The organism is Arthrobacter sp. BE255 (genome assembly GCF_031457335.1).
Classification (GTDB): domain Bacteria; phylum Actinomycetota; class Actinomycetes; order Actinomycetales; family Micrococcaceae; genus Arthrobacter.
Genome location: NZ_JAVDWK010000003.1, coordinates 116,490 through 142,895, shown reverse-complemented (window position 1 = coordinate 142,895; position 26,406 = coordinate 116,490). Strand labels below are relative to the sequence as shown.

Below are 26,406 nucleotides of genomic sequence, written 5' to 3'. Positions count from 1 at the left end.
TCAGGCCGGCACGGTCACTGCGCTCCGGATTCTTCTTTGACGGCGCCGTTTCCGGTGGCCCTGGGGCCTGCGACGGGGGTTGATTTGCCGAAGCCCTTGAGCATTTCGATCACGTCGAACCCGGTCGTGTCCTTGAGCATCTGCGCAGTCTGCTGCACGCCCGAGGAAACATTCTTGCTGACCTGCCCTGCGCCGTCGTTGGAAATGACGGTCATATTGCTGATGGCGCTCATCGGCGCGGCGATTTCCCGGGCGATGGAAGGCAGAACCTCCAGAAGCTTGTTGAGGATTGCTGCCTCGTTGAACTCGCTGTACGCCTTGGCCTGGGCCTCGATGGCTCCTGCTTCAGCCGTGCCGCGAAGGCCAATGACATCAGCTTCGGCGATGCCTTTGGTCTTGGTCACTTCGGCCTCGGCAAGGCCGCGGGTCTTGTTGATCTCGGTCTCGGCGTTGCCCTTGGCGGTGTTGGCTGCTGCCAGAGCCTTTGCTTCGACCTCGTTGCCGGCAGCCTTGAGCTTGCGGGTTTCGAGTTCCGCGGCGGCTTCAACCTTCGTAGCTTCCGAGATCCGGGTACGGCGTGCGAGGTCGGCAGCTGCTTCGGTTTCAACCTTGTACTTGGCAGCGTCGGCGGGTTTGCGGACCTCGATGTCGAGTTCCTTTTCGCGAAGTTCTGCCTGGCGTGCCACAACCTGCTGGTTCTTGAGGATAATCGCTTGCTGCTGGTCGGCGTGGGCAAGGGGGCCCGCGGCGTCAGCCTCTGCCTGGCGGGCATCCGTTTCCTGCTTCAGTTCAGCGCGCCGGAGGGCCAGCTTCTGCTCGGCTTCAGCCGTTTTCTGGTCCGCGAGCGCCTTCGCTTCCGCGGCTTCCCGCTGGGAGTTCGCTTCAGCGATGCTGGCGTTCCGTGCCACCAGGGCGGCCTCGGGGCGGCCAAGGTTCTTCAGGTAGCCGCCTGCGTCGTCCACAGACTTGATCTGGAAGGTGTCGATGACCAGACCCTGGTTCGTCATCGAATGCTCGGCTTCTTCCTTGACGGAGGCCGCGAACTGCGCGCGGTCCTTGATGATCGCGTCAACGCTCAGGGTGCCCACAATCGAACGCAGTGAACCCGACAGGGTTTCCTGCGTGTAGTGATCGATGGCGTCCTGCTGGTCAAGGAAACGCTGGGCTGCCTTGCGGACAGAGATCTTGTCACCGCCGACCTTTACCTGGGCAACGCCGGCCAGCTTGAGCTGGATGCCGTTGTTGGAGATCGCTTCGATGGTGACTTCAACCTGACGCGACGACAGCGAGATGTGGCTTACGCGCTCGGTGATCGGGTTAACGAACGCCCGGTTGTTGATGATGACACGGGACTGGTCATCGGACGTTTCATCGGTTGTGTTCGGATCGCTCTTACCGGTGATGAGCATGGCCTCGTTCGGCTTAGCGAACCGGATGCTCGAAGTGTAGAAGATGAATCCCGCGATGAGCAGGAGGGCAAGTGCGCCCCCGCCGATCAGCATTACTGTCATTGTTCCCCCTGTTGATGTGTCAGATCGCGATGGTTGCCGCCGATCCTTGGACCCGGCGCCTTGGGGGACGCAGCACCGCTGAAGCAACCCGGTGACGTCCCCCATCGCACCGTGTTCCATCAAACCTTACGTCCAGTGGACGATCCAAAGCTCGGCCGGCCTACCGCTGCGCCTTGGCCTGTCAGCCGATACCCCTGGGCAATCGAGGGCGGACACAAGGTAACTCGCGGCACGGATCATTCCTGTTACCTAAACGTGACTTAACGGACGGGTTCGTGTACGGTCTTGGGGTGGCCCATCTGGATCGGGCTGCGTCCGGGCTGACGCCGAGCTCTGCCACATCCCGGACTCCCAACACATTAAGGCAGAGACGGGGGACCCACAGTCTTCGGGCCGCTGCCCAGCGGTCCTTGGGGTGAAGCCGTCACGTTTAACGTGCCGGCCGGTTGACCTCCGCCGAACCCGACAGCTAACTCCGCAGGCGTTGAGAGGCAACCATCATGTCCCGTTCGCTTGATCAGTCGCGCCCTTTTCGGACCGGGCGGCACCGCGCAGGTGCTGCGCCGGTCATCACCACTCCACTCACCCCCGCAAGTTCCGACGCCGAAGTGCCACATACCGGGCATGGTTCCACCGAACCGGCGTCCGCCCCGCTGCGACGACGCAGGGACAGGCGCCCGGCCATCGACGTACCGCCTGCCCCGGAATCAGGACGTCCCGCGGAAACTGCGTCTCCTGCAACCGAAGCCATACCGGCAATAGCCCCCATGGGTACCGCTCCGCAACGCCCACGGAGAGCCGCAGGCCGGGGCGGCGCACCAACAACAGCAGTTAGCCCCCAGGTAGCCGCTGCTTTCAGCTCCGATGCCCGGGCCATCCTGAAGAGAGCCGCTTCGGTTCGCGTTATCGGTCATCGAATGGCGATAGTCGCCGGCTCCCTTGCCGTGCTGCTTGCTGTCGGCACAGCCAGCCAGGCTACCGAGCTGCCCTTCTTCGGCAAGGAGTCGTCCGCCCAGGATGCTCCCGGCGCAACGGACGCGACTCGTGCAACGTCGGGAGCGCAGCCCACCTACGCTAATGGACGCGTGACTCCTTCGGGCGCACCGGGCACCCCGGCAGAGGCTGCCCCGGGCACCGGTAACGTGCCCGCCGCGTCGGATCCCAATGCCTCGTCTGTGCCAGCCGTCGCCGACCTCCCCATGCCAGTGGACGCTCCCACCCTGGCCGGAATTCTGGCTGACTCCCCCGCCGCAGTTCCGCCTTCACCGGGGCCCACTGTGATCCTTCAGCCGCCGGTTATTTCAGCGGCAACAACTGCTCCGCCAGCGTCTCCGGCAGGGGCCGCACCAGCACCCACGACGACGCCACCGGCCACCCCAACCACACCCACACCCACACCCACACCCACGCCAGTGGCCGCGTCGCCCGCCCCCTCGCCCACCGGTACCGCTGCCCCCTCCGATGAAGGGGATGACAACACCGACGAAGCAGTCGATACCCGCTCATATGCCAGCGCCCGCCTGGCGTCCTATGGATGGGGTGCAGATCAGATGACTGCCCTGAACGCGCTCTGGGACACGTCGGCAAAGTGGCGGCCGAGCCAGGTTGACCGAGGATTGGGCTACATCAAGGAACGCTATGGTTCGCCGGAAAAAGCCCTGGAATTCCGCGCCGAGAACAACTGGTACTGACCCTGGCAACTCCCCTTCACACCGGGGGAATCAGTCCCGCGGTCGCATCAGCGGCGGGTTGAGTACGGCACGCGCCGGCTGTCCGGCAGCCGGCCTGGCAGCTTCAGCCAGCCGGTAGAGGGCGGCAGGACGGCCGGCGTCGCCGGCCGTCATCCGCCCGGTATCTTCCAGGAAATCAGGCGTTCCTGTGGCCTTGCGGTGGAAGTTGCGGGGGTCAAGGCGGGTGCCCCAGACAGCCTCGTAGACGGCGCGGAGCTGGGCTATGGTGAACTCCTTCCCACAGAAAGCCGCCCCCAACGGCGAGTATTCGAGTTTTGCTTTCGCCCGCTCCAAGGCGTCACGGAGGATCCGCTCGTGATCAAAGGCGAGCTTCACTTCGCCGTTCATGACCTTCCTGACGGGGTACCAGGCAGCATGTGCGGCGTCGCTGCCAGCCGCCAGAACCGGAAAGTCCGGAGCGAGCAGCAGGTGGGCCACGGTGAGCACGTCCCCGCGCGGGTCGCGTCCCTTGGGGCCATAGCTGCCCAGTTGCTCCAAATGCCCTGGAAGATGCCCGACGCCGGTCTCCTCAGCCAGCTCCCGGCCCGCAGCATCCAGCAACTCCTCACCGGCCAGGACGAAACCGCCCGGCAGGGCGGGCTGGCCGCGGAAGGGATCTATCAGGCGGGTAATCAGCAGGACATTCAGGGTGCCGTCGCGAACGGTGAGGGCGACGACGTCGACGGTCACCGGGAAGCGCGCAGGAGCCGTGCGGGGTTCAGCCATGAAGCCATCCTAGATATTTATCGTCACCTTGACAATAAAGCCTCGACGATCCTACTGTCTAGTTATCGTCATAATGACGAAAACATAGAAGGAGAAGCTCATGGCAAGCATCAAGCGCTACCCCTGGATCAGCCACTTCCTGGGCAGCCCTACGGGATACGTCGTCCACCTGCAGCAAGGCCAGGTAAGGCACCAGGGTGTGGGCCAGGCGTTCTGGTTCCGGCCTGCGAACTCCGTGCTCAGCGAGGTCCCCGTGGATGACCAGGAACTGCCCACCCTGTTCCACGCCATCACCCGTGACCACCAGGACGTGAGCGTCCAGGCAAACGTGACCTACCGCTTCGTTGACCCCGTGTCAGTGTCCAGCCGCCTCGACTTCGGCCTCCAGCCGGCCGGTTCAGCTCCGGCCACGGGACGCGAACAGGTGGCCACGATCATCGGCCAGCTGTGCCAGAGCCATGCGATCGACCAGATCGCCACCACCACCCTCTCCGAAGCCCTCGAGCGCGGCGTCAGCCAGCTCCGGGCTGTCCTCACCGAAGCGCTCCGAACTGACGCGCGGCTCCTGTCCACCGGCATCGAGATCCTCGGGGTCCAGGTCCTGGCGGTCCGGCCCGAGTCCGACGTCGAACGTGCGCTCCAGACACCCGTCCGCGAACAGCTCCAGTCCGAGGCAGACCGGGCCGTGTACGAACGCCGGGCGGTCGCCGTCGAGCGTGAACGGACCATCTCCGAAAACGAAATGGCGAGCCAAATTGAACTGGCCACCCGGCGCGAACACCTGGTCGCCCAGGAGGGCGCCAACGCCCGGCGCCAGGCCGGGGAAAAGGCCGCCGCCGGCCTGATCGAGGCACAGGCTGCGGCCGAACGCCAAGTCATCACCACCTCCGCCGAAGCAAACCAGATCCGGCTGGTGGGCGAAGCGGCCGCGGCACGCGAAGCAGCCACCATGGAGGTCTACCGGGGCATGGAGCAGGCCACGCTGCTGGCTCTGGCGCTGCGCGAGGCTGCAGGATCGCTGCCCAACATCGGCAACCTCACCATCACCCCGGACCTCCTGAGCGGGGCACTGGCCGGGCTGTTCAGGGAGGCTCCCGTGGCCGGGACGCCGACGGCCATCACCAAGTAGGGACGCATCATGGCAACCCCGCGCATCGTCATCGTCCACCGCCGGACCGAGCTCCAGGAACTGCTGGACCGGCACGCCACACGCGGCCAGGCCGAATTCTTCCTCCGCACCAGGGGCCGCAGCATCCAGGACGTCCAGGAGCGGCACGACAGGCTCACCGCTGCGGTGGCCTCCCTGCGGACCGCAGTTCCCGCCGAATGGCGCCGTGCCGAAGTGGAACGTGCGGACCTCAGCCGCTTCCTGCTCGCACCGGAGGACATCATCGCCGTGGTGGGCCAGGACGGGCTGGTGGCCAACGCGGCGAAATATCTCAATGGCCAGCCCGTCATCGGCGTCGACCCGGAGCCCGGAATGAACCCGGGCGTCCTGGTCCGGCACTCGCCCCAGGCTGCGGCAAGGCTCCTGCAGGACGCAGCGCTGGCTGGACCGGCGGAGCGGCTGCGGTGCCATGAACTCACCACAGTGACGGCGCGGCTCGACGACGGCCAGGAACTCTCCGGACTCAACGAGATCTTCATCGGACACGCCTCACACCAGTCGGCCCGGTACCGGCTGACAGCACCGGACGGGCGGGCCGAGCGCCAGTCCTCCTCCGGCCTGATCGTCTCCACCGGCACCGGCGCCACGGGCTGGTGCGCATCGATCGCCCTCGAACGCGGAGGACGCCCCCTGCCGGGGCCGACGGATTCCCGGCTGGCTTGGTTCGTCCGCGAAGCATGGCCCTCCCCCATCACCGGAGCCTCATTGACCGAGGGCTTGTTGGCCGCTGGCGAAACGCTTCGCGTAACTGTTGGCTCAGACCAGCTCGTGGTGTTCGGCGACGGCATGGAAGACGACCGTCTCACAGCGTCCTGGGGCCAGGAAATCACGGTCCAACTCGGTGGGCGTCCGCTGCGGCTGGTGGCGTAGGCCCTGCAGCCCACCCCGGAGGGGACGTATCCTCCGGGGCCAGGCTCAGTAAAGGAAGATCGGTAGCCAGTCGCGGTTATGGGCGTGCACCAGCGCGAGGAACAGGACGAAGTCGAAAAGCAGATGCACTGACACAACGTAAGTAAACGACTTTGTCAGTTTGAAGGTGTAGCCCTGCAGCAGCGCGAACGGGAACGTCAGGAGCGGACCCCAGGCCGTGTAGCCGATCTCCCAGAGGAACGACGAGAAGATCACGGCTTGCAGGATGTTGGCGAGCCAGTCCGGGAAATGCCGCCGCAGCAGGGTGAAGGTGGTGCAGATAAAGAACAGCTCGTCCCAGATTCCAACTGCGTTCACCCCGAGGAAAAGCCGCCAGAAGATGGTGGGGTCGGAGGCGTCCGGCCAGTTTTGGTAGACCCCCGTGCGGATCAGGTACACGGGAAGAATGAAGTAACCAAGAGCCACGACAGCGATCAGGTACAGCTTCGCGCTCAACGGCCATTGACGGCCGGTGTTCACCGGAAATTTGATGATCTCCTCACGGTAGGCGAACCGCGACACCAGCCAGGGCACGAGCACGGCCAAGGCAAGGGCTCCACCCATGAGCGTCATGTGCGTGATACTCAAATCAGCGTTGAGGGGAACCAGGCTGATGATGACCATTCCGGCCGCCACCAGCATCAGGTGCCGCAGGAACGCTCGGTCGATCAGTGCCGCCGTGACCACGCTCGTGGCGAGCATGCCGTAGCCAAGGGGGTCATTCTCGACGCCGAAAAGCAGCACCCCGGACGCGGAAAGCAGGACCGCTGGCACCACCTTCCACGTGAGCGCGGTACGGCGTGGTTGCGTCGAAAGCGTTGTCACTCCACAAGCATGTCATGGCCCTGTTTCCCCTGCCCACACGCGGTTTTCGGGAGTAAAATGTCACTGTCGGCAGGATTCCTGCGACTCCTTGCCGCGAGGCCGGTTCTCCACCTGAAGAGCCGGCAATTTGCGTGAAAGGGAGAGCAATGACCACCGCCTCACATCCCGCCCAGCACCACATGATGGGGTTGACGCTTCACAACACCGCCTTGATTATTGGTGCGGTTTTCCTGCTGGTTGGAGTTCTCGGGTTCGTCCCGGGAATCACCACCAATTACGGCGCTATGACCTTCTCCGGCCATGAGTCCGGGGCCATGCTGCTTGGGGTCTTCCAAGTGTCCGTGCTGCACAACATCGTGCATCTGCTGTTTGGCGCGGCCGGTATCGCAATGGCCCGGACAAACCCGATGGCCCGCTGGTTCCTCCTGGGCGGCGGCGTTGTGTACCTGCTGCTGTGGATCTACGGCCTGGTCATCGACATGAACGCGGCCGCCAACTTCGTCCCGTTCAACACCGCCGACAACTGGCTGCACCTGGTACTGGGCGTCGGCATGGTGGGCCTGGGCCTCTGGCTCGGCCGGGATGCCATGGAGAAAAAGGGAAGCGCTATGTAGCCCTCCACGGTTCGTGGAAACCTACGACGGCGGCCGTACCCGGGCGGGAAGTGTGCCCGGGGACGGCCGCCGTCACCTCCCCTGCGTCGGGGGCTCCTGGCGCAGCCTTTAACACGGCCCCTGTAGAACCGGATCCTGAGGTGATGCGGTGAATGCCGCAGCGAACAGTGGACGGCCAGAAGGTGAACCCGTCTCCCTTTGGGTTGCCACCGCCGGAACCACCGATTATCCCGACCTGCGCGGGGATCTTGAGGTCGACGTCGCGGTCGTCGGGGCGGGCGTCGCCGGGCTGACCGCCGCGCTCGCCCTCAAACAAGCTGGCCGTACCGTCGCGGTCATTGAGACCGCCCGTGTGGGTACCGGCGTCACGGGCCACACCACCGGCAAGGTCACCTCCCTCCACCGTCTTGCGTACACCGGGCTTGCCCGCGGCCACGGCACGGGCACTGCCCGCGCTTACGCGCAGGCCAACCAGGCCGCGATAGAACACGTCGCGCAACTGGTGGCCGAGGAAGCCATCGACTGCGATTTCCGCCGCGTCGCCAACTACACGTATGCCGAAAGCGATGATGCGCTGGAACTCGTGCGCGCCGAAGCCAGCCTTGCTGCCCGGCTGGGCCTTCCCGCCACGTTCACCACCGAGGTGCCGCTGCCCTTCCCGGTCAGGGGTGCCGTCCGGCTCGACGGGCAGGCACAAATCCACGCCGTGAAATACCTCCAGGGTCTCGCCCGCGCCGTACACGGTGAAGGCAGCTTCGTCTTCGAGCAGACCCGCGCCCAGCACGTCCACGATGGTCACCCGGCCGTGATCGACACCGAGGACGGCACCGTCCGGGCCCGCGACATCATCGTGGCCACGAATGTGCCGTGGGGCGGCCAGGGCCTCTTCTACCTGCGGGCGCATCCACACCGCTCGTACATCGTGGCCGGGCGCGTTGACACGCCACCGCTGGACGCCACGTTCATCAGTGCCGACCAACCGATGCGATCCATTCTGACAGCCAGCGTGAACGGCACAAGCTACGTGCTTGCCGGCGGTGAGGGCCACCGCGTGTCCCAGTCCGGCGACACAGCCGCGCGGTACCGCAGGCTCGCGGCCTTCGCCCATGACCGCCTCGGCGTGGACAAGGTCGCCTACCGCTGGTCAACACAGGACGGCATCCCGCTCGACGGGCTGCCGTACGCCGGGCTCATGTCACCCACCGCCAAACACGTGTACGTGATCACCGGCCTGCGCAAATGGGGCCTGTCCAATGGAACTGCAGCCGCCCTAATACTCGCTGACACCCTCACCGGCCGGGAGAACCCCTGGGCCCGGGTGTTCAACAGCAACCGGATCACCCCGGCTGCGAGCGCGGGACGGTTCGTGACGGAGAACGCTAGGACCTTCGCGGCTGTCGTGGCCGGCAAGGTCCGCGGCCGGCCTGGCCAGGCGGACCTGCTGCCCGGAGAGGGGACAGTCATCAAAGCCAACGGCGGGAGCACCGCCGTCTACAAAGACGAAGACGGTCTCGTTCACTCCGTATCCGCCACTTGCACCCACCTGGGCTGCACCGTCGGTTTCAACACCGCCGAGGCCACGTGGGACTGCCCCTGCCACGGCTCCCGGTTCGCCATCGACGGCGCCGTCATCCAAGGGCCGGCCGCCAAGAACCTCCCACCTGCACCGCTGCCCTGATGGCATCCGCCTGAGTGGCCGTATCGTTGACGTCCTTGCCGCCGCCTATGCTGGTCGGGTGACTCCTGCCCCATCACCCAGCCCCCTCGACGTCGTCGTCCATTCGGGACCGGCCGACTGGTGGGTGATCCTTGCAGGGCTGGGACCCTTGGCCGTGCTGACCGCGGCCCTCCTGGCCTTCTACATCAACTGGCGCACGCTTAAGCAGCGCACAGCGGCCGACAAGACGGCGCTGGAGCAGAAACGCGAGGCGGACGCCCAGGCCCTCAGGCAGAAGACTGAAGCGGACAGCCGGGCGGAATGGTGGCGCCGGACCCAGTGGGCGCTGGACCGGGCATTGGACGAGGATGAGGGAACAAAGGCCTTGGGGCTGGCAACTTTGGATGTTCTGGCGCGCAGTGAGCTGGCCCGCGAAGAGGAGCTTGAGTTGTTCGATATCGCATGGAAAAACGTCTCAGGTGATGAAAACGGGTCAGAGGACGGCTCCGGCCAGGAGATCGCGCCCGTGGACTCCGATGACCACTTAGGCGACAATGGAACGACCGATAAGGACAAAACCAAGGAGGTTGGACCATGAGCGCAGCGTCATCTGAACACCGTTTCGTCCATACTCCCCGGAGCACGCCCGCAACGCCGGCCACGAAGAAGCCCACCCCGGCCGAGCATCGTGTCCAGGTGGCAGCGGCCAGGCTGCGCGTCACTCTCGATGAGCGTCTTGGCCGTGAAACCCCGGCCAAGACCAAGGCGCTGGCCAAGGAACCCATCTAGTTCTGGCCCCCTAAAGCCAACTACCAAGCTCAGCCGCCGTGTTTCACCGCAGGGCTTCGCATGCCGCTGTAGGCCACCCCTGCCCCTGCCACGAAGATCAGGACAGCGAGATAGACCGGGCCGAGATGCCCAAGGGTGGCCAGACCCCATGGGTAATGTGCGGGCAGGGCCACTGCGAGTCCGACGGTCGGGACGATAACGGCTGCGGTGAACGCCCACCGTTCTCCCCGGCGCACCCCGTACCAGGACAGGCATGCGATGGCCAGACCGGTCGCGGCGATGAAGCCGCTGAGCGCGATGTGCAGATGGCTGATGTAGTGATGCAGCTGCGGGCTGAACGCTTCGACCTCCGCCATTCCCTTGTCCACCTGACCGGGGCCGATACCCAGCTCGAGGAAGGCTCCGGTGAAGTTGAGTCCCAGGAAGACCACGGCGTACGCAACGAAGGCCAACCCGGCAAGCGCCATGAGAGCGGCTCCCGTCCGGAGGCGGGCCTGGTTTCCCGGGGTAGCTTGGATGGCAGGCATAGCCGCCACCCCCTCTCCTATTCACGTAGATACTCGATAAGAGCCCCGTGATCGAATGCCTGTCAAGAACGTGAGAGTGCCAGTGCCCATCCGCCGGCCACTCCAATAGCCAGCAGGACGGTGACGAAGCCGATCGCCGGTGCGCCCGGCCAGGTCAGGGCGCTGCCATACCGCAGCAGGGCAAGCGCCTGCAGAATGACGAAGGCAACGGAAGTTAGGGCCACGGGGCGGACCGTGCGGAGGTCACGACTCAACTGGCCCTGCGCGGCCGCCCACCCAAGACCGACCAGCCAGGCTCCGATCGCCCTCGCGGTGAGCTCGGACAGCTGCCACGGCCACCACGTCGCGGCAGGAATGGGTACTGCCAGGAGCGCCACGCCATATAACAGCAGTATCCCGGCGATTCCCACCAGGAGCAGCCGGAGCGCAGGGGGCAGCACCGGCCCTCCAGCCGTGACGTGCTTTAGGGCAGGACGCCGGGACCGGATCTGCATCCGGCTGATGACGAGCATCGCCACGGGCACGATGGCATAGATTGCCAGCCACGCCCACGTGGCTATCTGGGCAGTGAGGGCGGTGCCTGGCGACAGGTGGAAGCGGCCGAGATGCAGGAGGGTGACTCCGAGGGTCAATGTCGTGAAAATGAACACGGGCCAGACTGCCAGCCTCGCTGAATCCCAACTCGCTGAGCGTGCGCCCGTCACCTCCAGGCCGGCGGCCGACCCATATGCCGCCCCGAGGAAGACCGCGGTCATGGGCGGATTGACCGTCCACGCGAAGAATTCATCAGTCCGGAGCGGAAACACGAACAGCACGAGCCCGGCAAGAAACACGAGGAATGCAGCGATGTAGAGCAGCCACCGCATCGGCGGAATCAACGGTGTGACCTCAGTCGAAGCGGACATCACCGGTCAGCTCCTCGGGTGCGGCTTCGTCAGCGCGGGCAGGGGGCGAGGCGGGCAGTGGGTTCTCGGCCAGGTAGGTGTGAAGCATCGAGACCACGGTGGCGCCGTCCCCGACCGCGGTAGCCACTCTTTTGATCGAACCGGCCCGCACGTCGCCGATCGCGAAAATACCGGGCATGCTGGTTTCCAGCGCTAATGGTGACCTGTCCGGCCTGACGGACCCGGGGTCACTGACATCCCGGCTGGCGCCTGTGCGCAGAAAACCGGCTGCGTCACGCTCTACGGTGTCGGGCAGCCAGGAAGTCCGCGGCACCGAACCGATCAGCACGAACAAGCCGCCAGCATCGATTTCCTCGCTCGGGGTTGCGTCGAGGGCTCCGGATGCAGCGACTTCGACGGCGGCAAGGAACCCGTCCCGATCGCGGGCCCCCACGAGAACGGTGCTGTATCGGATCGCAACGTTCCGGGTCGCCCCGAGTTGGGAGATCAGGTACTCCGACATAGTGACCGCCAGAGTGGGCCCGCGCACCAGCAGCGTCACGTTCTTCGCGTACTTCGCAAGGTGCAGGACCGCTTGTCCGGCCGAGTTGCCGCCGCCCACGACACAGACGTGCTTTCCGGCCATCGCCGGCGCCTCGGAGACAGTGGCCCCGTAGAAGACGCCTCTGCCGACCAGATCCTCCAGCGGACGTATGCCGAGGCGACGGTAGTCAACGCCGGTGGCCACCACGACTGCCCGGCAGCGCACGACACTGCCATCGGAAATCGACACAGCGTAGAGGGCCCCGTCGGTGCGGAGCCCCTCCACCTTTCGGAGGAACAGGAAGTCCGTGCCCAAGGTCCAGGCCTGGTGAAATGAGCGGTAGGCCAGGTGGGCGCCGCTCACACCGCGGGAGAAGCCAGGGTAGTTGCGGATCAACGAGCTGGTGCCGGCCTGGCCCCCCACTGCTTCTCCCTCCACCACCATGGTGGAGAGGCCCTCGGAGGAGGCGTACACGGCGGTCGCCAGACCGGAGGGGCCTGCTCCCACGACCACTACATCGAAGATCTTGTCCGCCGGTGGCGGCCGCGTGACCCCCATCGCTTCGGCGATCTCCAGGTCACTGGGGTTCTCGAGAACAACTGGTGGAGCGGTGAACTCCAGCACCATGACCGGCAGCACGGGGTTGCGAAGGCCCAAGCTCTCCAGCGTCCGTTCTGCCGTCTCGGACCCGACAGGGTGGAAGCCCACCGGGATGTGGTTTCGGCTCAAGGAGTCGCGCAACGCATGAGTCCGTTCGTCGCCTACCTCCCCGATCAGCCGGACCGCCTCGAACCCGACTCCCTGGGCCAGGTGCCAGTCATCGAGGGCGTCGGTAATCGCCCCATGGAATTCTTCGTCGCGCGGCCTTTCGGGACGGATGATCAACAGTTCGGCGTACCCCCGTGCGATCGCCCGGAACACAGTGGGGGCGCTGGCGAAGTCACCCCATGTCACCACAACACCACGCTTGGCTGCCGGGTGAAAGCCATAGGCACGCCTCAGGAAATCGAGTCCGCCGCGGTCATCTTGTCCGTAGCACCCGAGTATGAGGGCGACCTGGCGATTCCATCGCCGGAGCCCCTCAAGCACTGCCCGCCCGTGGGCGTGGTCGGCGCAGGCCACCACCTCGTAGTCGGCACCGTAGCGTCGACGCAACTCATCTCCAAGAATGCGCCGAGAGGTCGGGTCTGTGGTAGCAATCAGCAGGATCGGAACCGAGTGATCCATGGCCGCCGTCTTTCCGGTTCAATGGTTCGGTGGCGCTCACGATACTCGCGCCAGGACATCGGGGACAAGGGCGCGGATATTCTGCCAGAATAGCTCCCGACGGCGGGCACGCGGGATCACCTGAGCGGAACCGGAGCGATGGAAAGGGAGGACCCCATGGAGGATCGCCCTATTCCGGGAATCAGCCTAGCCGCCACACCGAGCGGAACAGGGTGTGTGGAGTGCCTCAGCGGTGACGGTCCGGGATGGTGGCTGCATCTTCGCCGCTGCGCCCAATGCGGCCACATCGGATGCTGCGATTCATCACCGTCACAGCATGCCAGTGCCCACGCGCGCACCGTCGGTCACCCGGTCGTGACGTCCTTTGAACCTGGGGAGGACTGGTTCTACGAGCACGCGACGAAGAAGTTCTTCCGCGGCCCGCGGCTTCCGGATCCTCAGTCCAGACCACCCGAGCAGCCGTCACCTGCACCGGCAGACAAGGTGCCTGCAGACTGGCGGGAGCGCATACACCGGTAGCCGCGGACCTGGCAGTAACCGTGCTGTCGCCGGGTTTCGGCGAAGGATGCTGGTTAGGCTGGGTGGATGGCAACAGTTATCCTCGTGCGGCACGGCCGCACCACAGCCAATGCCACTGGCCTGCTGGCGGGTCGGGCGGCCGGAGTCAGTTTGGACCAGCTCGGGCGCGACCAGGCAGCTTTGACCGGAAACCGGCTCGCGGCTGTGCACCTGGCTGGGGTGGTATCGAGCCCCCTCGAGCGGTGTCAGCAAACCGCCCAGCTCATCCTCGATCGCCAGGCTGGCACTCCGTACGCGCCCGTGGAACCCGACCTCACCGAGTGCGATTACGGCCAATGGCAGGGCCGCACGCTCAGTGATCTCGCAACCGAAGAGCTTTGGTCGGCTGTACAGTCGCAGCCGTCCGCCGTCACCTTTCCCGGCGGTGAATCCATGGCCGCGATGCAGGCTCGGGCGGTGGCAGCAATTCGACGCCACGATGCAGCATTCGAAGCCGAATACGGGCCAGGAGCCGTATGGGTGGCAGTGAGTCACGGTGACGTCATCAAATCAATCATCGCCGACGCGCTCGGTATGCACCTCGATATGTTCCAGCGCATTAACGTGGGCCCTGCCTCCGTATCGATCGTCCACTATGGTGCAGTCCGGCCGAGCGTCTATGCGACGAACACCGACGCAGGGGATCTGTCATGGCTCTCGAACGGCATCAACTCCGGCGATGCGCCGGTTGGCGGCGGTGCAGGGCAAGCGGCGCAGTAAGCCTCATGTGCCTAAAATACTGACATGCCCACACTTGTTCACGAGTTTGCCTGGCCTGACCGGGTCGTCATCGGCACCATCGGCGTTCCGGGGGCGCGCACGTTCTACCTGCAGGTACGGACGGCTAAGCAAATTGTGAGCGTCGCACTGGAGAAACAGCAGTCGGCCCAGCTCGCCGAGAAAATCGACGAAATCCTCGATCAGCTCCTCACCCTCGAAGGCAACCCCTTCAGCGTTCCCACGGGCACTCCCATCGAACTCGTCGACAATGACCAGCTCGAGGCCGTTGAGGAGCAGTTTCGGACGGGGGCCATGACCTTGGGTTGGGACCCGACGACCGCGCAGGTGGTCATTGAGGCATACCCAATCACCGAAGTCGATGCCGATGCCGATGACAACATCGAACCGCTTGCCGAGAACAGCGCGGAAGTGCCCGAAATGCTGCTTGTGCGGATGCCGGTTGGCACCGCCCGCGCATTCGCCAAGCGGACCCGGGAGGTAGTGGGCGCCGGGCGTCCGGCGTGCCCGCTCTGCGGTTATCCCGTAGACGCCGACGGGCACGTCTGCACCGTGCCCGAGGTCTGATGCCGGCACCCGACCTGCTGACTGACGAGCTGATCCTCACTGGACGCATCACGACCGCGTCGAACGCCACCTTTGTGGGCAGCATCGGCGACACTGCGGTCGTTTATAAGCCGATAGCCGGGGAGAAACCGCTGTGGGATTTTCCCGACGGCTTCCTTGCCCACCGGGAGGTTGCCGCCTACCTGGTTTCGGAGATTCTCGGCTGGAACGTGGTGCCACGCACCTGGCTGCGCGAGGGGCCGTTCGGCGAAGGGATGGTGCAGCTGTGGCAGGAGACAGACCCCGACCAGAACGCAGTGGACCTCGTTGCGTCGGGCGACGTACCGGAGACCGGCTGGAAACACGTCCTCGAGGGTGAGGATGGGAACGGACGGATGGTCGCCCTCGTTCACGAGGACTCTCTTGCGCTGAGGCGCATGGCGGTGTTCGACGTCGTCGTGAACAACGCTGACCGTAAAGGCGATCACATCCTTGCCATGACCGACGGACACCGGCACGGCGTGGACCATGGGCTTACCTTTCACCGGGACCACAAGCTGCGTACCGTGCTGTGGGGGTGGCTGGGAGACGCTCTGACCGTCGAGGAACTTGAGGGCGTAGATCGTGTCAGCGAAGGACTGAACAGCGAGTTGGGCCGGAACCTGGCGGGCCTCCTCAGCGCCGAAGAAATTGCGTCGCTCGCCGCGCGCTGCGCCCGTCTGCGCTTGGCGGGCCGGTTCCCGGCTCCGAGTGGTGAGATGCCAGCGGTTCCCTGGCCGCTGTTCTAAAGGAACCGGCTCGGCAGAACGGAGTTTGCCGAACGACCTGAACACGAATGCCCCGCACGCTTAGCGTGCGTGGCATTCCAAGGCCTGGGAGGCATCCTGGCTGTGAGATGTCGACCTAGTTGGAAGAACTTCCAATTGCGGATGGGCGGAATCCCGTCGGCACTGATCCGGCGTCGGCGTTGCCCCGCCGGGAAACTGCCTCCACTTACTTCGCCGTCCGGGCACTCTACCGCGACCTCGCAGAGTGGTCACATGAACAGCCCGAACGGTGGGCCCACTGGGTCGCGCCCATCCCACTGCCACGGGCTGAGTCAAAAGCCCAGTCCAAGCAGCGCCGACAAGTCCAAGCGCGGATGCAGCAGCGCATCAGGTCACTGACTCCGCTGCTTCCGGCTTTCATGCGCACTGCAGACGAACTGCGCACCCACGGAGCAGCATTGCTCGAACGCGCCGCCTCCACCGCCCACGGGGAGGACTTCACCATCGCGGGGGTGACATATCGGCGCCACGACCCGCCGGTAAGGACGGCGATCCTTGCCCGCGTCCGGGTATGGGCGGAAGTAATTGCCGTAGAGGCTGACGCCAAACCGCCAGTTCCTGTGGGCAAACGTGCCGACATCACGGCCCTGGAAGCAGACGGATTTTGGGGCTGGGCGGTTGCGGCAACACTCAAAGAGACCGGCGTCAGACTCGAGGAACTGTTGGAACTGACTCAGCTGTCCCTGCGCCACTACGTTGCCCCCACTACCAACACCATCGTGCCCCTGCTGCACATCGTTCCGTCAAAAAACGACCAGGAACGCCTCATCCCCATGTCCCCCGAACTGGTGAAGATCCTCCTCGAGGTCCAACGGCGAGCCCGCGGCACCAGCGACACAGTGCCCCTGTCCACGCGGTACGACCCCAACGACAAGACGTTCAGCGACGCATTGCCACACCTGTTCGCAAGACTCCTGGGCCCAACCCAAAACGTCCTCTCGTACCAAGTCGTCCGGAAACTGCTTATCGGCATTGCCGCCCACGCGGGCCTGAACGACGGCGGCTCTCCCGTGACGTTCACACCCCACGACTTCCGCCGGCTATTAGCCACGGAACTCGTCGGTTCGGGACTGCCCCTGCATATCGTCTCGACCTTGCTCGGCCACCTGAACCTGGAAACCACCCGCGGTTACACCGCAGTGTTCCCCGAACAGGCCATCCAGGCTCACCACGCCTTCATCGAACGTCGCAGGCGAACCCGACCCGGCCACGAAGCCAGGGCCGCATCAGGTACTGAATGGGCGGAATTTGAACAACACTTCCTCCTGCGTAGGGTCGCCCTTGGTACCTGCCACCGGCCCTATGCAACCCCCTGTGTGCACGAACACGCCTGCATCAAATGCCGCTTCCTGCAGATGGACCCCGCACAAATCGGGCGCCTGGAGGATATGGCCAACAACGCCCAGGAGCGACTGGCCGAAGCACGCCAACACAAATGGCTCGGCGAAGTCAGCGCGCTGGAGGAAACTCTCGTCCATCTTCGACGGCGAGAGGAAGAAGCAGCACGAGTCCGCGAAGCAGTCGAGGACCAAAGTCGGTACTGAGGCGGGGCGACGGCGGGGCACGTACGCGGGTTATTGGACCGATCGATAGGTCCGACGACGGCCGCATACACATTGTCCAGCTCAGAGCGGCTCTTTAGCTTCCGGTGAGGTACCGGCTGTGGGATCGCCGGCCTGTCCTAGTAGGTGTCTCATTGTGTGCTCAGTCCACCTCCAGACTTGGGGGCCAGGTTCAAGGCATCCGTGGAGGCTCCCAATTGAGGTGCATACGGGCGAAGAGTTGGCTTCAGTACTTATCTCCCAAGTCTGGTACGCGGCGGCGTAGAGGACGGAGTGGCCGGAGAATCGGACGCTGAGGCCGTGTGTAGTGAGAAGTACGTTTCGGCTCCACGGGGCGAACCAGTCGATGACGTTACGGGCGCCCAATACCTCGGAGGCATGTTTGGCCTCTTCGACGGAGATCCGGGTGGTGCGGATGATGGTTGCAAGGGAGTCCTCGTCCCGGGTCGCCACGGCGTGCGAGAAGGCCGCGAGAAGGTTCTCCATATGGTGCCGGGCCACGACGAGGTTCGATTTGAACTCCAGATCCTGTCGTGCCGCTGAGTAGATCCGGTCCGAAAGCTTAGATGGAATGTCGAGCGCGGTGAGAGGTCCGAGTGGGGGTAAAATTCGCGTGGGTTTGGGGCACAGATCCTGAGGAGTCCCTGTGGGCGCTGTCTCCGTTTGAACGGTTATGTCTGTTTCTCGAAGTGGATGCACATCTTCTCCTTGCAGGTGCCTGCAGCGAGGACGTTCTGTCCTTTTGATAGACCAGTTCCTGGTCCGGGGATCGACCTTTATCCGCTTGGGTGCCGGTCACGATGGTTCAGGTTCCTGCGGGATCCACGGGTCTCATCTCCAGATGGCCATTCCTTGTGACTCTCGCGGCTAACAAGTGTCCAGCGCGCGGCCCTCGACAGGACTGCGATCGGCCATGGGTGGCGGCCCCTGGTCTGTCCCAACAAAGGGGCAAAGGGGCGCCGCCACCCGTGCATGATGGTGTGCGGCGTCATTGGGTGAGGGTGAAAGGGGCGCGAAGCAGGTCAGTGTCGCGTGAACTGTGGCCGACGAGCAGGTCGAACGCTCCTGGTTCTACGACTCGCTGGCCGGTGGCGTTGACCAGTGAGCATTCGGTGGCCGGGATCGAGATGTCGACGTCGGTGGATTCCCCTGGTGCAATGGTCGCCTGGGCGAATGCTTTGAGTTCCTGTTCTGCCCAGGTGACACTGGTGACGTCGTCTCTGATGTAGGCCTGAACTGTTTCAGTTGCGGTGCGATTCCCTGTATTGGTGAGCGTGACTTGGGCTTTGATCGTGCCGTCGGACGTGATTCGATCGGATTCGAGCCGCAAGTCCGAATATTCGATGGTGGTGTAGCTGAGGCCTTCACCGAAGGCGAAGAGGGGATCCTGAGTTAAGTCGGCGTAGCGGTTGCCGTGCTGCCCGCGCAGCTGGTTGTAGTAGACCGGCAGCTGTCCGGCGTGGCGGGCAAACGTGACAGGCAGCCGACCGCTGGGTTCGATAAGCCCGAGGACGAGTTCGGCGATCGCCCGGCCGCCCTGCATTCCTGGGTTGAAGGCTTCGATGATGGCGGCAGCCCCGTTCAGGACGGCGTCGGGCAGGGTTGATGGCTTGGACTGGATCAGGACCACAACAACGGGTTTTCCGGTGGCGATCAGTGCCTCAAGCAGGGCGTTTTGGCCTCCTTGCAGGTCCAGGGTTGCTGTTGACTTCATTTCACCGGCAAGGGCCACGGTGTCACCGACCACGGCAACTATGAAGTCAGCCTCGTTGGCGGCCTCAATCGCGTCGAGCTGCATCGCTCCGTTGACGGACGCGCTTTGGAACAGCGGCGGCCGCGGCTGGCCGTCCGGGTAAGTGGTTCCGGCGGGGTCCGGGAGGAGTTCGCCGATGTCGGCGCCCCGGGAATGTGTGATCGTCCAGTTGTGGGGTGCGAATTCCCGGAAACCGTCCAGCACGGTGGTGATGAGTTCCCGGGGGTGGCCTTCCGGCATCCAGTCGACCTGCCCGGACGCTCCGGCCCAGTCGCCGAGTTGGGCGTGCGGGTCATCGGCGTTCGGACCGATGACCGCGATAGTTTTTGCGCCGTGGTGCTGGGCGCGGCCATCGGAGCCGGCGTTGAGTCCGCCGGCCAACGGCAGGGTGCCATCGTTGCGGAGCAGGACCAGGGCCTTGCGGGTCATATTCAGGTTGATGGCCGTGTGCGCCTGGCATCCGATGAGTGCTTGCTGGGCGTCCTGGTCGGGGAGTCGGGGGTCTTCGAAGAGGCCGAGGTCGAACTTCAGGGTCAGGATGCGGCGCACTGCGTCGTCGATGAGTGTTTCGCTGAGCCGCCCGTCCTGAACTGCCTGTTGAGCGGCAGTCAAGAACTGCGGAGTGTTCATGATCAGATCGTTGCCGGCCTCGACAGCGATGCGTGCTGCTTCCGTGTCCGTGGCGCACACCCTTTGTTCCCACACCATGCGGCCCACGTTGTCCCAGTCGGTGACCAGGGTTCCAGTGAAGCCCCACTCATCTTTGAGCACTTCGTTGAGTAGCCAGCCGTTGGCTGTGATGGGAATCCCGTCGATGGCCTGGTAGCCGAGCATGAACGTCCGGCAGCCGGCCTGAACGGCCTTCTCGAACGGGGGCAGGAACCAGGACCTGAGCTTGCGCCGGCTGAGATCGGCCTCGCTGGCGTCCCGGCCGCCCTGGGTTTCGGAGTATCCGACGAAATGCTTGGCGGTGGCAAGCACGGCTGTGCGGTCCGTGAGTCCTTCACCCTGGTATCCGCGGATCATCGCGGCGCCAAGTTCCCCGATGAGGTGCGGGTCTTCGCCGAACGTTTCGTTCACGCGGCCCCAGCGCAGGTCCCGGCTGATGCACAGAACCGGGGAGAAGGTCCAGTGCAGGCCCGTGGCTGCGATCTCCACGGCCGCTGCGTGTGCGCCCCGCTCGATAAGGTCCGGGTTCCACGTGCAGGCCATGCCAAGCTGCGTGGGGAAGATGGTGGCGCCGGGCCAGAAAGAATGTCCGTGAATGCAGTCGTCGGCCATCAGCAACGGGATCTGCAGGCGTGTTTTGGCGATGAGGTCGGCTGTCTTCAGCATGGTCTCGGGCGAGGCATGCAGGAGGGACCCGCCGAGTTTGACGCAAACGAGGTCCTCGATGTCCCCGCGCGCGTCCAGCTGGAGCATCTGGCCGACTTTTTCGGCCAACGTCATCCGGGACAGAAGGTCCTCGACCCTATCGGCGGTGGGGATCGAGGGGTCCTTGTAGTCGGCCAAGAGTCCTGCGGTGGTTCTTGCTGTGTCCATGGCGACAGGATTGCCTTTCAGAGAAGCGGTCTAAGCGGGAGGCTAAGGTGCAGCGACTTCGGGCGCGACGGTCTATTCGGCCGCTAATGAGTGCCGTGCACGGCACGCTGGCAGGCGGGCCTGTCAGCATGCAGTGCGTCCGATGTAGAGGGTGGACGGCCCGGAGGCGGTGTCGACGGAGTCATCGCTGGCGAGATCAGTTAGAGGCCCTGAACACCGGCTGCCGTGCAGGGTCGTCCAAGCGTGGTTGGCATGTACGTGCCCGGCACGGCTGCCGGTAGCGGTTCAGTCCGTCTCTGGTTATCGGGCCGCAGACGAGGCCACTGCGTAGGGTTCTGTGGGGGCAGCCGGTTCTGTGATCAGCTCGATGTGGGACGGCAGCCCGTTCACGGCGACGGGGGTGCCTCGCCGAGCGCTGATCGTCAGGTGCGATCTGCCTAGCGGCATGTTGGTTAGTTCCAGGTCCGGGCAGGCATCTGGAAGCACCGGGCTTATGGTCAGCGTTTGGTCGCGCATGTTGGGTTCAAGGCGCAGCAGGGTGCGTACGATCAGCAGCGGAGCGGCTGCGGCCCATGCCTGCGGTGAGCAGCCTGCGGGGAATTCCACTGGGGTAGCAAATTCGGAGCGGTCGAAGCCGCAAAAGAGCTCTGGCAGCCGTCCGGAGAAGAAATCTGCAGCATCGATGAGCCCCTCCGCGATGCGCTGGGCGTGGGAGACAAATCCGTACCGCATCAGGCCAGCGGCGATGAGGGCGTTGTCATGGGGCCAGACTCCGCCGTGCTGGTAGCTGGCCGGATTGTAGGAGCGCGTCGACTTCGCCATCGTCCGAACGCCGAACCCGGTGAACATGTCTGATGAGAGCAGGTGGTCGGCCACGGCCTGTGCGTTGTCCGTGTCAATGATTCCAGTCCACAGGCAATGACCCATATTCGATGCCAGGCTGTCTACAGGTTGCTTCCGGCCGTCCAGTGCGACTGCGTAGTATCCGCGGTCAGCGAGCCAGAAGCGCTCGTTGAAGCGTTCCTTCAAGGATTTTGCCTTCTCGGCGCATCGCGTGGCGGTGTTGCTGTCTCCTCGCGTGCGCGCTAGCTCTGCCCGTGCCAGATATGCGGCGTAAACGTATCCCTGCACCTCGGCCAGGGCGAGCGGACCCTCTGCAGGAGTGCCATCGGCGAAATGGATTGCATCGGCACTGCCGTCCTTCCAAGCCAGGTGCGCCAGCCGGCCAGGCTCTAGACGGACTTCGTATTCGACCAGCCCGTCGCCGTCAAGGTCGCCATAGCGCTCTATCCATTCCAGAGCCGCGTCGGCGTTGGGCAGGAGGTCGTCGATCTCGTCCTTGTCCGCGCCCCAGCGTTCAAGTTCGCCGAGCAGCATCACAAACAGTGGGGTCGCATCGACAGTTCCGTAGTAGATGCGGCCGTCTCCAAGCGGAAAGCCGGATCCGGCGGAGCGCATCTCGTGCAGGATCCGTCCGGGTTGCTCTTCGGTGACCGGGTCGGATTTGCGGCCCTGGAAGCCGGCGAGAGCCCGGAGCGTTCCGAGGGGAAGGGACTGGTTGAACGGCAGCATCATCAAGCTCGTCAGAAGCGAATCCCGGCCGAACAGAGTCATGAACCACGGCGCCCCGGCTGCGACTGCCTCTATCTCCGGGCGTCCCGGAACGGTAATCCGTAAGGCGCCCAAGTCCCGCTCGGAGCACGAGAGCGCCCGCTGGAGCGGGGCCCAAGACGTTGCGTAGCCTGGATATGCGCTCCGCCAGGCTGCAAGTCCTGTGCCGTGGGGCTTGGGGTCCGCGTGCCGGTCGGCTGGCGCGCCCGGTTCCATGCCGGATCCTGGAGTGGACGCGGTAACATGCACGGACGCCGTCCAGGTGCCGCCAGCCGGAATGCTCACTTGGAACAGCAGCTTCCCGGAGACGGCGTTCGCTCCTTCGGCGACTATTTGTACCTCATGAGCCGTTCCGTTGACGACCCTCGAAATCCGCAGCTCGTCCCCGTTCGCGGACGTGATTGGAGGACCGTCGCCTCCCATGTGCCCGTTGCCGAGGTCGAACCGGCCACTGAAGTCGGCGTCGGCCTCCATCTCGAGGCGGAATTCAGCTGGCTGTGGGCTATAGTTGCGCACCTTCAAATCCTCCCGCAAGCCGGTGCCTACAGTCCGGTACCGCTCGAGGACAAGCGTGGGCTCAGCGCCGGCCTTCGGGGCGGCCTTGGCGATAAAGTTCGCCTCGAACGGCTCGCCGGCAATGGTTGACAAGCGTTCCGGCGTTTTCCCGTCGATAGTGAGCCGCCAGCGCGAGAGGACCCGGACGTCCTGCACGAACATGCCCCGTACAGCGGAGCTGTCGGTGATGTCTCCCCCTGCGCCGCTTATGGCGAATGTGGACCCATCGATCAAAGTGATGTCGGCACTCATGCGCTGCCTTCTTCCTGGCGATCAGTGCCGCCATGTCTAAGTACGTGATGAACAAGAAATACGTAGCGGTGCGAGTGTGGAATCGCGTCAATGCGTGTATCTCGGGCTTGCTGCTGCTGTGGCTCAGGATTTGGAGCCGGACAGGGCGACGCCTTCGACGATCTGGCGTTGCGCGAACGCGAACAGGATCAGCATCGGTGCCGCCAACAGGGTCGTGGCGGCCATCAGAGCGGGCCAATCGGACGTGAACTGGCCCTTGAACTGGTTGACCAGCAATGGCAGCGTGAAATTGTCGGTGCTGTTCAGGAAGATCAACGGGTTGAAGAAGTTGTTCCACTGGCCAAGGAAGGTGAAAATCCCCAGCGCCGTCAGCGGGGTGCGCAGCAGCGGCAGGGTAATGGTCAGGAACGTGCGGATCCTGCCGGCGCCGTCGATCTCGGCGGCTTCCTCCAGCTCTACCGGGATGCCTTTGATGTACTGGCGCAGCAGGAAGACCCCGAAGGCGTTGAAGAGTGCGGGCGGCACGATGAGCGCGAGGTGCGTGTCCACCCAGCCCAGCCCGCCCATGATGATGTACTGCGGGATGATCGTGAGCTGGCCGGGGATCATCATGGTCGCGAGGAAGAGCATGAACAGCCAACGGCGGCCCCAGAAATCGATCCGCGCGAACGCGTACGCGGCCATCGCGGAGGTGAGCAGGGAGATCACGGTGACGGTCACGGCGATGTAGGTGCTGTTCCAGAACCCGCGGACGAAGTCGGCCCCGCCCAGTGCGGTGCGGAAGCCGTCCAGGTTCCATTCCTCGGGGAGGAGCTTGGGCGGCGGCGTGAAGATCTCCGTCAGGGGTTTGAACGCGGAAAACAGCATCCAGGCGAACGGCAGCGCCATGGCTAGCCCGCCGATGACCAGGACCGCGTGCAGCAGCAGTTTGGGATGGACGGGCCGACGGGAGCGGGGACCGCCCTTGGCGGTCGTGACAGGGCGGGTGGTGGTGGCTGGGGAGGTGCTCATTCGGAGTAGTGGACCCATCTCTTTTGTGCTGTGAGCTGGAGACCGGTGACCGCCAGCAAGGCCAGGAACAGGAGGAAAGCGAGAGCCGAGGCCTGTCCGAAGTTGAACTCCTGGAAGGCGATCTGGACGACTTCATACACGATGGTGCGGGCTGCGTCCGGAGCTGTGGTGCCGAAGAAGACATAGATGTAGTCGAACACCTGGAACGAGCCGAGGACCGAGGTAATCGACAGGAACAGGATGGTAGGGGACAACAGCGGGATGGTGATCCGCTGCAGCTTCTGCCACTCCGAGCAGCCGTCGATCTCGGCCGCCTCCAGGCACGAGCGGTCGATGCTCTGCAGGCCGGCCATGAACATCACCAGCTGGTAGCCCAGGCCTTGCCAGATCCCGACGATCGCGAAAGAGGGGATCACGAACGCGGGGTCCTGCAGCCAGTTCGGCGCGGGCAGCCCGATGTCGCGCAGGGCGCTGTTGACCGGGCTGATGTCGGGGTTGAACAGCCACAGCCAGATCGCCGCCACCGCGACCGAGGAGGTGATCACCGGGGCAAAGAAGGCCACCCGGTACACAGGGGTTAGCTTGGGGGCGCGCTGCATCAGCACGGCGAAGAACAGGCCGGTAATCATCAGTCCCGGCACCTGCAGCACCGTGTACCAGACGGTGTTCACCGCGGAGTGCTGGATGCGAGGGTCGGAGAGGACATCGACGAAGTTGGACAGGCCGACGAAGGAGCGAGTGCCGAACCCGTCCCAGTGGTAGAAGGCCAGCACGAGGGCGAAGAGCAGCGGGCCGACCATAAACACCACCATCCCCAGCAGCTGCGGCGTCAGGAACAGATATCCAGCCACGGTGTCCTTTCGGCGCCGGCGCCGGCGGTTGCCTGCGTTCCCGGACCCCAGCCGTGGCCGGGTCCGGGAACTGGCTGTGAGAACAGCCATCAAGAATCCCCGTTGATCAGCTTGACCAGCTTGCCGCTGAACGACTTTGGTGTTTCGTTGCCAGCCTTGAACATCTGGTCCACCATCTTTGGGAGCTCGGTGGCCACCGTCGGGTTGCTGATGATCGCCCTGGGAACGGCGTAGCCTTTTGCCGCGATGTCATTGAACAGTTTGCCGTGCGAGGGCAGATTGTCCTCAGTGACGATCTCGTCAAGGCCCCGGATTGACGGGACCGCGTTGCCGCCACCGGAAAGGCGGAACTTCTGGCCTTCAGCACTCACGAAGTTGCCCAGAAACTCAAGTGCCTTGGCCTGATTCTTGGAATTGATATTGACCGACATTGCCGCCGTGTTGATAGGCACCGGCATGATGTCCTTGCCGGACAAGGACGGGAAAGGGGCCATGTCATAGCCAAATTTGAGCTTTTTGAGGTTCGGCAGGACGTAGCGGGCGGAGCTGTAGGTCGCAACCTGGCCAGCGTAGAACAGTGTGTCACCACTCTGACCCTGCGGGAGGGAGCCCGAGTAGCTGATGTTCCCGGACTTTAGCTGCTCGAAAAGCCACGCCAACGCCTCCTGAGACTTGGCATCGTCGTCGAATACCGCCTTCCCGGACTCGTCGAAGAGCGTCCCGCCGAAGGTGCTCATCCACCCGAACCAGTCGAACCAACCGGAACCAACCAACAGACCTTTCTTGTTGGTGGCGCGGATCTTGTCCAACATGTCCGTCAGTGTGTCTTGGGTCCACGTGCCCGCATCGAAGTGGGCAGCCGGGTCGGTGGTGACACCTGCCTCGGCCAGGAGATCCTTGTTGAACCAGAAAACGGCCGGGTTGCAGTCTGTCGGCAGCCCGAACAGCCCGGGGCTGCCATCGGCAGGCCTGCACCACGGGTATAGACCTTCGTAGAAGTCGTCGAGCTTCACCGCCTCGCTGCCGCTGTCCAGGTACGGGGTGAGGTCGAGCAACTGCTTGGTCTCGATCAGCTTGGACATATAGATGTCGCCGACGTAGAAGGCGTCAGGAGCGGCGCCGGCAGAGAGCTGCGACAGCAGCTTTGAGAGATAGTCACCCACAACCTGCTGGTAGGTGACCTGCACCCCCAGTTTCGTCGTCAGATTCTCGGAGAGCTGAACGAACCGCTCCGACGAGGGCGGCCCGTCCCAACCCGCCCACTTGATGGGGCCGCCGGCGGACCCTCCGCCGGAAGCGCCGGCGGAACCGCCGGAGCAGGCTGCCAGTGAGGGAGCAGCGGCCAGGCCCAAACCGGCGAACAAGCCGGCCTTGAGGACATTGCGGCGGCCAATATCTGAGGGAAAGAGGGAATTGGACATCGTAGTCGTTCCTTTCGAAGCCTAGAACAATGAGGTGCCAAGCTGGCGGAGTCGAATGCGGAGCCAGA

Annotated in this window: 23 protein-coding genes and 1 riboswitch; of the genes, 12 read left to right on the top strand and 11 right to left on the bottom strand. The window is 64.3% G+C overall.

Annotated elements, in window-relative coordinates; translation table 11 throughout:
* Positions 1–14: 14 nt before the first annotated feature.
* Positions 15–1,511, bottom strand: coding sequence for an SPFH domain-containing protein (locus J2X42_RS06995; protein WP_310163604.1), 1,497 nt, complete (start codon positions 1,509–1,511; stop codon positions 15–17).
* A 314-nt stretch (positions 1,512–1,825) separates the two neighbouring features.
* Positions 1,826–2,009: riboswitch (cyclic di-AMP (ydaO/yuaA leader) on the top strand.
* 419 nt (positions 2,010–2,428) lie between these two features.
* Between J2X42_RS06995 and J2X42_RS06990 the strand changes: the two genes are divergently transcribed.
* Entirely contained in the window at positions 2,429–3,202 is a 774-nt protein-coding gene (locus J2X42_RS06990) for a hypothetical protein (protein ID WP_310163602.1), read from the top strand.
* A 30-nt stretch (positions 3,203–3,232) separates the two neighbouring features.
* Here J2X42_RS06990 and J2X42_RS06985 read toward each other — a convergent pair whose 3' ends face one another.
* Entirely contained in the window at positions 3,233–3,967 is a 735-nt protein-coding gene (locus tag J2X42_RS06985) for an NrtR DNA-binding winged helix domain-containing protein (protein ID WP_310163600.1), read from the bottom strand.
* Positions 3,968–4,067: 100 nt separating this feature from the next.
* On the opposite strand from J2X42_RS06985, the gene J2X42_RS06980 reads away from it, so the two are divergent.
* Entirely contained in the window at positions 4,068–5,096 is a 1,029-nt protein-coding gene (locus J2X42_RS06980) for an SPFH domain-containing protein (protein WP_310163599.1), read from the top strand.
* Positions 5,097–5,105: 9 nt separating this feature from the next.
* Positions 5,106–6,005, top strand: coding sequence for a hypothetical protein (locus J2X42_RS06975; RefSeq protein ID WP_310163597.1), 900 nt, complete (start codon positions 5,106–5,108; stop codon positions 6,003–6,005).
* 45 nt (positions 6,006–6,050) lie between these two features.
* Here the strand turns inward: J2X42_RS06975 and J2X42_RS06970 are convergent, their stop codons facing one another.
* On the bottom strand, positions 6,051–6,746 hold the full coding sequence (locus J2X42_RS06970; protein ID WP_396134048.1) for a CPBP family intramembrane glutamic endopeptidase: 696 nt from the start codon (positions 6,744–6,746) through the stop codon (positions 6,051–6,053).
* Positions 6,747–7,015: 269 nt separating this feature from the next.
* Between J2X42_RS06970 and J2X42_RS06965 the strand changes: the two genes are divergently transcribed.
* The 4 genes from J2X42_RS06965 (at position 7,016) to J2X42_RS06950 (ending at position 9,929) form a co-directional block, all read left to right on the top strand.
* A complete protein-coding gene (locus tag J2X42_RS06965; protein ID WP_310163593.1) occupies positions 7,016–7,483 on the top strand; it encodes a DUF4383 domain-containing protein in 468 nt (155 codons plus the stop codon).
* Between the two features lie 148 nt (positions 7,484–7,631).
* Entirely contained in the window at positions 7,632–9,161 is a 1,530-nt protein-coding gene (locus J2X42_RS06960) for an FAD-dependent oxidoreductase (RefSeq protein WP_310163591.1), read from the top strand.
* A 58-nt stretch (positions 9,162–9,219) separates the two neighbouring features.
* Entirely contained in the window at positions 9,220–9,738 is a 519-nt protein-coding gene (locus tag J2X42_RS06955) for a hypothetical protein (protein ID WP_310163588.1), read from the top strand.
* Positions 9,735–9,929 carry a hypothetical protein gene (locus J2X42_RS06950; RefSeq protein ID WP_310163586.1) on the top strand — a complete coding sequence of 65 codons (195 nt, stop codon included), beginning with the start codon at positions 9,735–9,737 and terminating at the stop codon, positions 9,927–9,929. The genes J2X42_RS06955 and J2X42_RS06950 overlap by 4 nt, the downstream gene beginning before the upstream one ends.
* Before the next feature lie 29 nt (positions 9,930–9,958).
* Here J2X42_RS06950 and J2X42_RS06945 read toward each other — a convergent pair whose 3' ends face one another.
* The 3 genes from J2X42_RS06945 to J2X42_RS06935 all read right to left on the bottom strand — a co-directional run bounded on the left by J2X42_RS06945 (position 9,959) and on the right by J2X42_RS06935 (position 13,039).
* Entirely contained in the window at positions 9,959–10,456 is a 498-nt protein-coding gene (locus J2X42_RS06945) for a hypothetical protein (protein ID WP_310164285.1), read from the bottom strand.
* Positions 10,457–10,518: 62 nt separating this feature from the next.
* On the bottom strand, positions 10,519–11,361 hold the full coding sequence (locus J2X42_RS06940) for a hypothetical protein (protein WP_310163584.1): 843 nt from the start codon (positions 11,359–11,361) through the stop codon (positions 10,519–10,521).
* Positions 11,345–13,039 carry an FAD-dependent oxidoreductase gene (locus J2X42_RS06935; RefSeq protein ID WP_310163582.1) on the bottom strand — a complete coding sequence of 565 codons (1,695 nt, stop codon included), beginning with the start codon at positions 13,037–13,039 and terminating at the stop codon, positions 11,345–11,347. Before J2X42_RS06935 ends, J2X42_RS06940 begins: the two co-directional genes overlap by 17 nt.
* Positions 13,040–13,267: 228 nt before the next feature.
* On the opposite strand from J2X42_RS06935, the gene J2X42_RS06930 reads away from it, so the two are divergent.
* From J2X42_RS06930 to J2X42_RS06910, 5 genes are all read left to right on the top strand, one after another.
* Positions 13,268–13,630: a UBP-type zinc finger domain-containing protein gene (locus J2X42_RS06930; RefSeq protein WP_310163578.1), complete on the top strand. Its 363-nt coding sequence runs from the start codon at positions 13,268–13,270 to the stop codon at positions 13,628–13,630.
* Positions 13,631–13,696: 66 nt separating this feature from the next.
* Entirely contained in the window at positions 13,697–14,389 is a 693-nt protein-coding gene (locus J2X42_RS06925) for an MSMEG_4193 family putative phosphomutase (RefSeq protein ID WP_310163576.1), read from the top strand.
* A 24-nt stretch (positions 14,390–14,413) separates the two neighbouring features.
* The gene (locus tag J2X42_RS06920) at positions 14,414–14,974 is read left to right on the top strand and encodes a DUF3090 domain-containing protein (RefSeq protein WP_310163573.1); all 561 of its coding nucleotides are present in this window, start codon (positions 14,414–14,416) and stop codon (positions 14,972–14,974) included.
* Positions 14,974–15,741 carry an SCO1664 family protein gene (locus J2X42_RS06915; RefSeq protein WP_310163571.1) on the top strand — a complete coding sequence of 256 codons (768 nt, stop codon included), beginning with the start codon at positions 14,974–14,976 and terminating at the stop codon, positions 15,739–15,741. Before J2X42_RS06920 ends, J2X42_RS06915 begins: the two co-directional genes overlap by 1 nt.
* 398 nt (positions 15,742–16,139) lie before the next feature.
* Positions 16,140–17,324, top strand: a complete 1,185-nt coding sequence (locus tag J2X42_RS06910) for a tyrosine-type recombinase/integrase (RefSeq protein ID WP_310163569.1) — start codon at positions 16,140–16,142, stop codon at positions 17,322–17,324.
* A 1,006-nt stretch (positions 17,325–18,330) separates the two neighbouring features.
* Here the strand turns inward: J2X42_RS06910 and J2X42_RS06905 are convergent.
* The 5 genes from J2X42_RS06905 to J2X42_RS06885 all read right to left on the bottom strand — a co-directional run bounded on the left by J2X42_RS06905 (position 18,331) and on the right by J2X42_RS06885 (position 26,104).
* Positions 18,331–20,637, bottom strand: a complete 2,307-nt coding sequence (locus tag J2X42_RS06905; RefSeq protein WP_310163566.1) for a glycoside hydrolase family 3 N-terminal domain-containing protein — start codon at positions 20,635–20,637, stop codon at positions 18,331–18,333.
* Between the two features lie 300 nt (positions 20,638–20,937).
* Positions 20,938–23,055 (bottom strand): glycogen debranching N-terminal domain-containing protein, encoded by a 2,118-nt coding sequence (locus J2X42_RS06900; RefSeq protein ID WP_310163563.1) that lies wholly within the window; start codon positions 23,053–23,055, stop codon positions 20,938–20,940.
* 123 nt (positions 23,056–23,178) lie between these two features.
* Positions 23,179–24,066, bottom strand: coding sequence for a carbohydrate ABC transporter permease (locus J2X42_RS06895; protein WP_310163561.1), 888 nt, complete (start codon positions 24,064–24,066; stop codon positions 23,179–23,181).
* Positions 24,063–25,007 carry a sugar ABC transporter permease gene (locus tag J2X42_RS06890; RefSeq protein WP_310163558.1) on the bottom strand — a complete coding sequence of 315 codons (945 nt, stop codon included), beginning with the start codon at positions 25,005–25,007 and terminating at the stop codon, positions 24,063–24,065. Before J2X42_RS06890 ends, J2X42_RS06895 begins: the two co-directional genes overlap by 4 nt.
* The gene (locus tag J2X42_RS06885) at positions 25,007–26,104 is read right to left on the bottom strand and encodes an ABC transporter substrate-binding protein (protein WP_396134036.1); all 1,098 of its coding nucleotides are present in this window, start codon (positions 26,102–26,104) and stop codon (positions 25,007–25,009) included. Before J2X42_RS06885 ends, J2X42_RS06890 begins: the two co-directional genes overlap by 1 nt.
* Between the last annotated feature and the right edge of the window lie 302 nt (positions 26,105–26,406).

What these genes read in the sequence shown, in the direction of transcription:
- J2X42_RS06995 (WP_310163604.1), bottom strand. Translation starts at nt 1,511, where the DNA reads ATGACAGTAATGCTGATCGGCGGGGGCGCACTTGCCCTCCTGCTCATC.
- J2X42_RS06990 (WP_310163602.1), top strand. Translation starts at nt 2,429, where the DNA reads ATGGCGATAGTCGCCGGCTCCCTTGCCGTGCTGCTTGCTGTCGGCACA.
- J2X42_RS06985 (WP_310163600.1), bottom strand. Translation starts at nt 3,967, where the DNA reads ATGGCTGAACCCCGCACGGCTCCTGCGCGCTTCCCGGTGACCGTCGAC.
- J2X42_RS06980 (WP_310163599.1), top strand. Translation starts at nt 4,068, where the DNA reads ATGGCAAGCATCAAGCGCTACCCCTGGATCAGCCACTTCCTGGGCAGC.
- J2X42_RS06975 (WP_310163597.1), top strand. Translation starts at nt 5,106, where the DNA reads ATGGCAACCCCGCGCATCGTCATCGTCCACCGCCGGACCGAGCTCCAG.
- J2X42_RS06970 (WP_396134048.1), bottom strand. Translation starts at nt 6,746, where the DNA reads ATGCTCGCCACGAGCGTGGTCACGGCGGCACTGATCGACCGAGCGTTC.
- J2X42_RS06965 (WP_310163593.1), top strand. Translation starts at nt 7,016, where the DNA reads ATGACCACCGCCTCACATCCCGCCCAGCACCACATGATGGGGTTGACG.
- J2X42_RS06950 (WP_310163586.1), top strand. Translation starts at nt 9,735, where the DNA reads ATGAGCGCAGCGTCATCTGAACACCGTTTCGTCCATACTCCCCGGAGC.
- J2X42_RS06945 (WP_310164285.1), bottom strand. Translation starts at nt 10,456, where the DNA reads ATGCCTGCCATCCAAGCTACCCCGGGAAACCAGGCCCGCCTCCGGACG.
- J2X42_RS06940 (WP_310163584.1), bottom strand. Translation starts at nt 11,361, where the DNA reads ATGTCCGCTTCGACTGAGGTCACACCGTTGATTCCGCCGATGCGGTGG.
- J2X42_RS06930 (WP_310163578.1), top strand. Translation starts at nt 13,268, where the DNA reads ATGGAGGATCGCCCTATTCCGGGAATCAGCCTAGCCGCCACACCGAGC.
- J2X42_RS06925 (WP_310163576.1), top strand. Translation starts at nt 13,697, where the DNA reads ATGGCAACAGTTATCCTCGTGCGGCACGGCCGCACCACAGCCAATGCC.
- J2X42_RS06920 (WP_310163573.1), top strand. Translation starts at nt 14,414, where the DNA reads ATGCCCACACTTGTTCACGAGTTTGCCTGGCCTGACCGGGTCGTCATC.
- J2X42_RS06915 (WP_310163571.1), top strand. Translation starts at nt 14,974, where the DNA reads ATGCCGGCACCCGACCTGCTGACTGACGAGCTGATCCTCACTGGACGC.
- J2X42_RS06910 (WP_310163569.1), top strand. Translation starts at nt 16,140, where the DNA reads ATGCGCACTGCAGACGAACTGCGCACCCACGGAGCAGCATTGCTCGAA.
- J2X42_RS06905 (WP_310163566.1), bottom strand. Translation starts at nt 20,637, where the DNA reads ATGGACACAGCAAGAACCACCGCAGGACTCTTGGCCGACTACAAGGAC.
- J2X42_RS06900 (WP_310163563.1), bottom strand. Translation starts at nt 23,055, where the DNA reads ATGAGTGCCGACATCACTTTGATCGATGGGTCCACATTCGCCATAAGC.
- J2X42_RS06895 (WP_310163561.1), bottom strand. Translation starts at nt 24,066, where the DNA reads ATGAGCACCTCCCCAGCCACCACCACCCGCCCTGTCACGACCGCCAAG.
- J2X42_RS06890 (WP_310163558.1), bottom strand. Translation starts at nt 25,007, where the DNA reads ATGGCTGTTCTCACAGCCAGTTCCCGGACCCGGCCACGGCTGGGGTCC.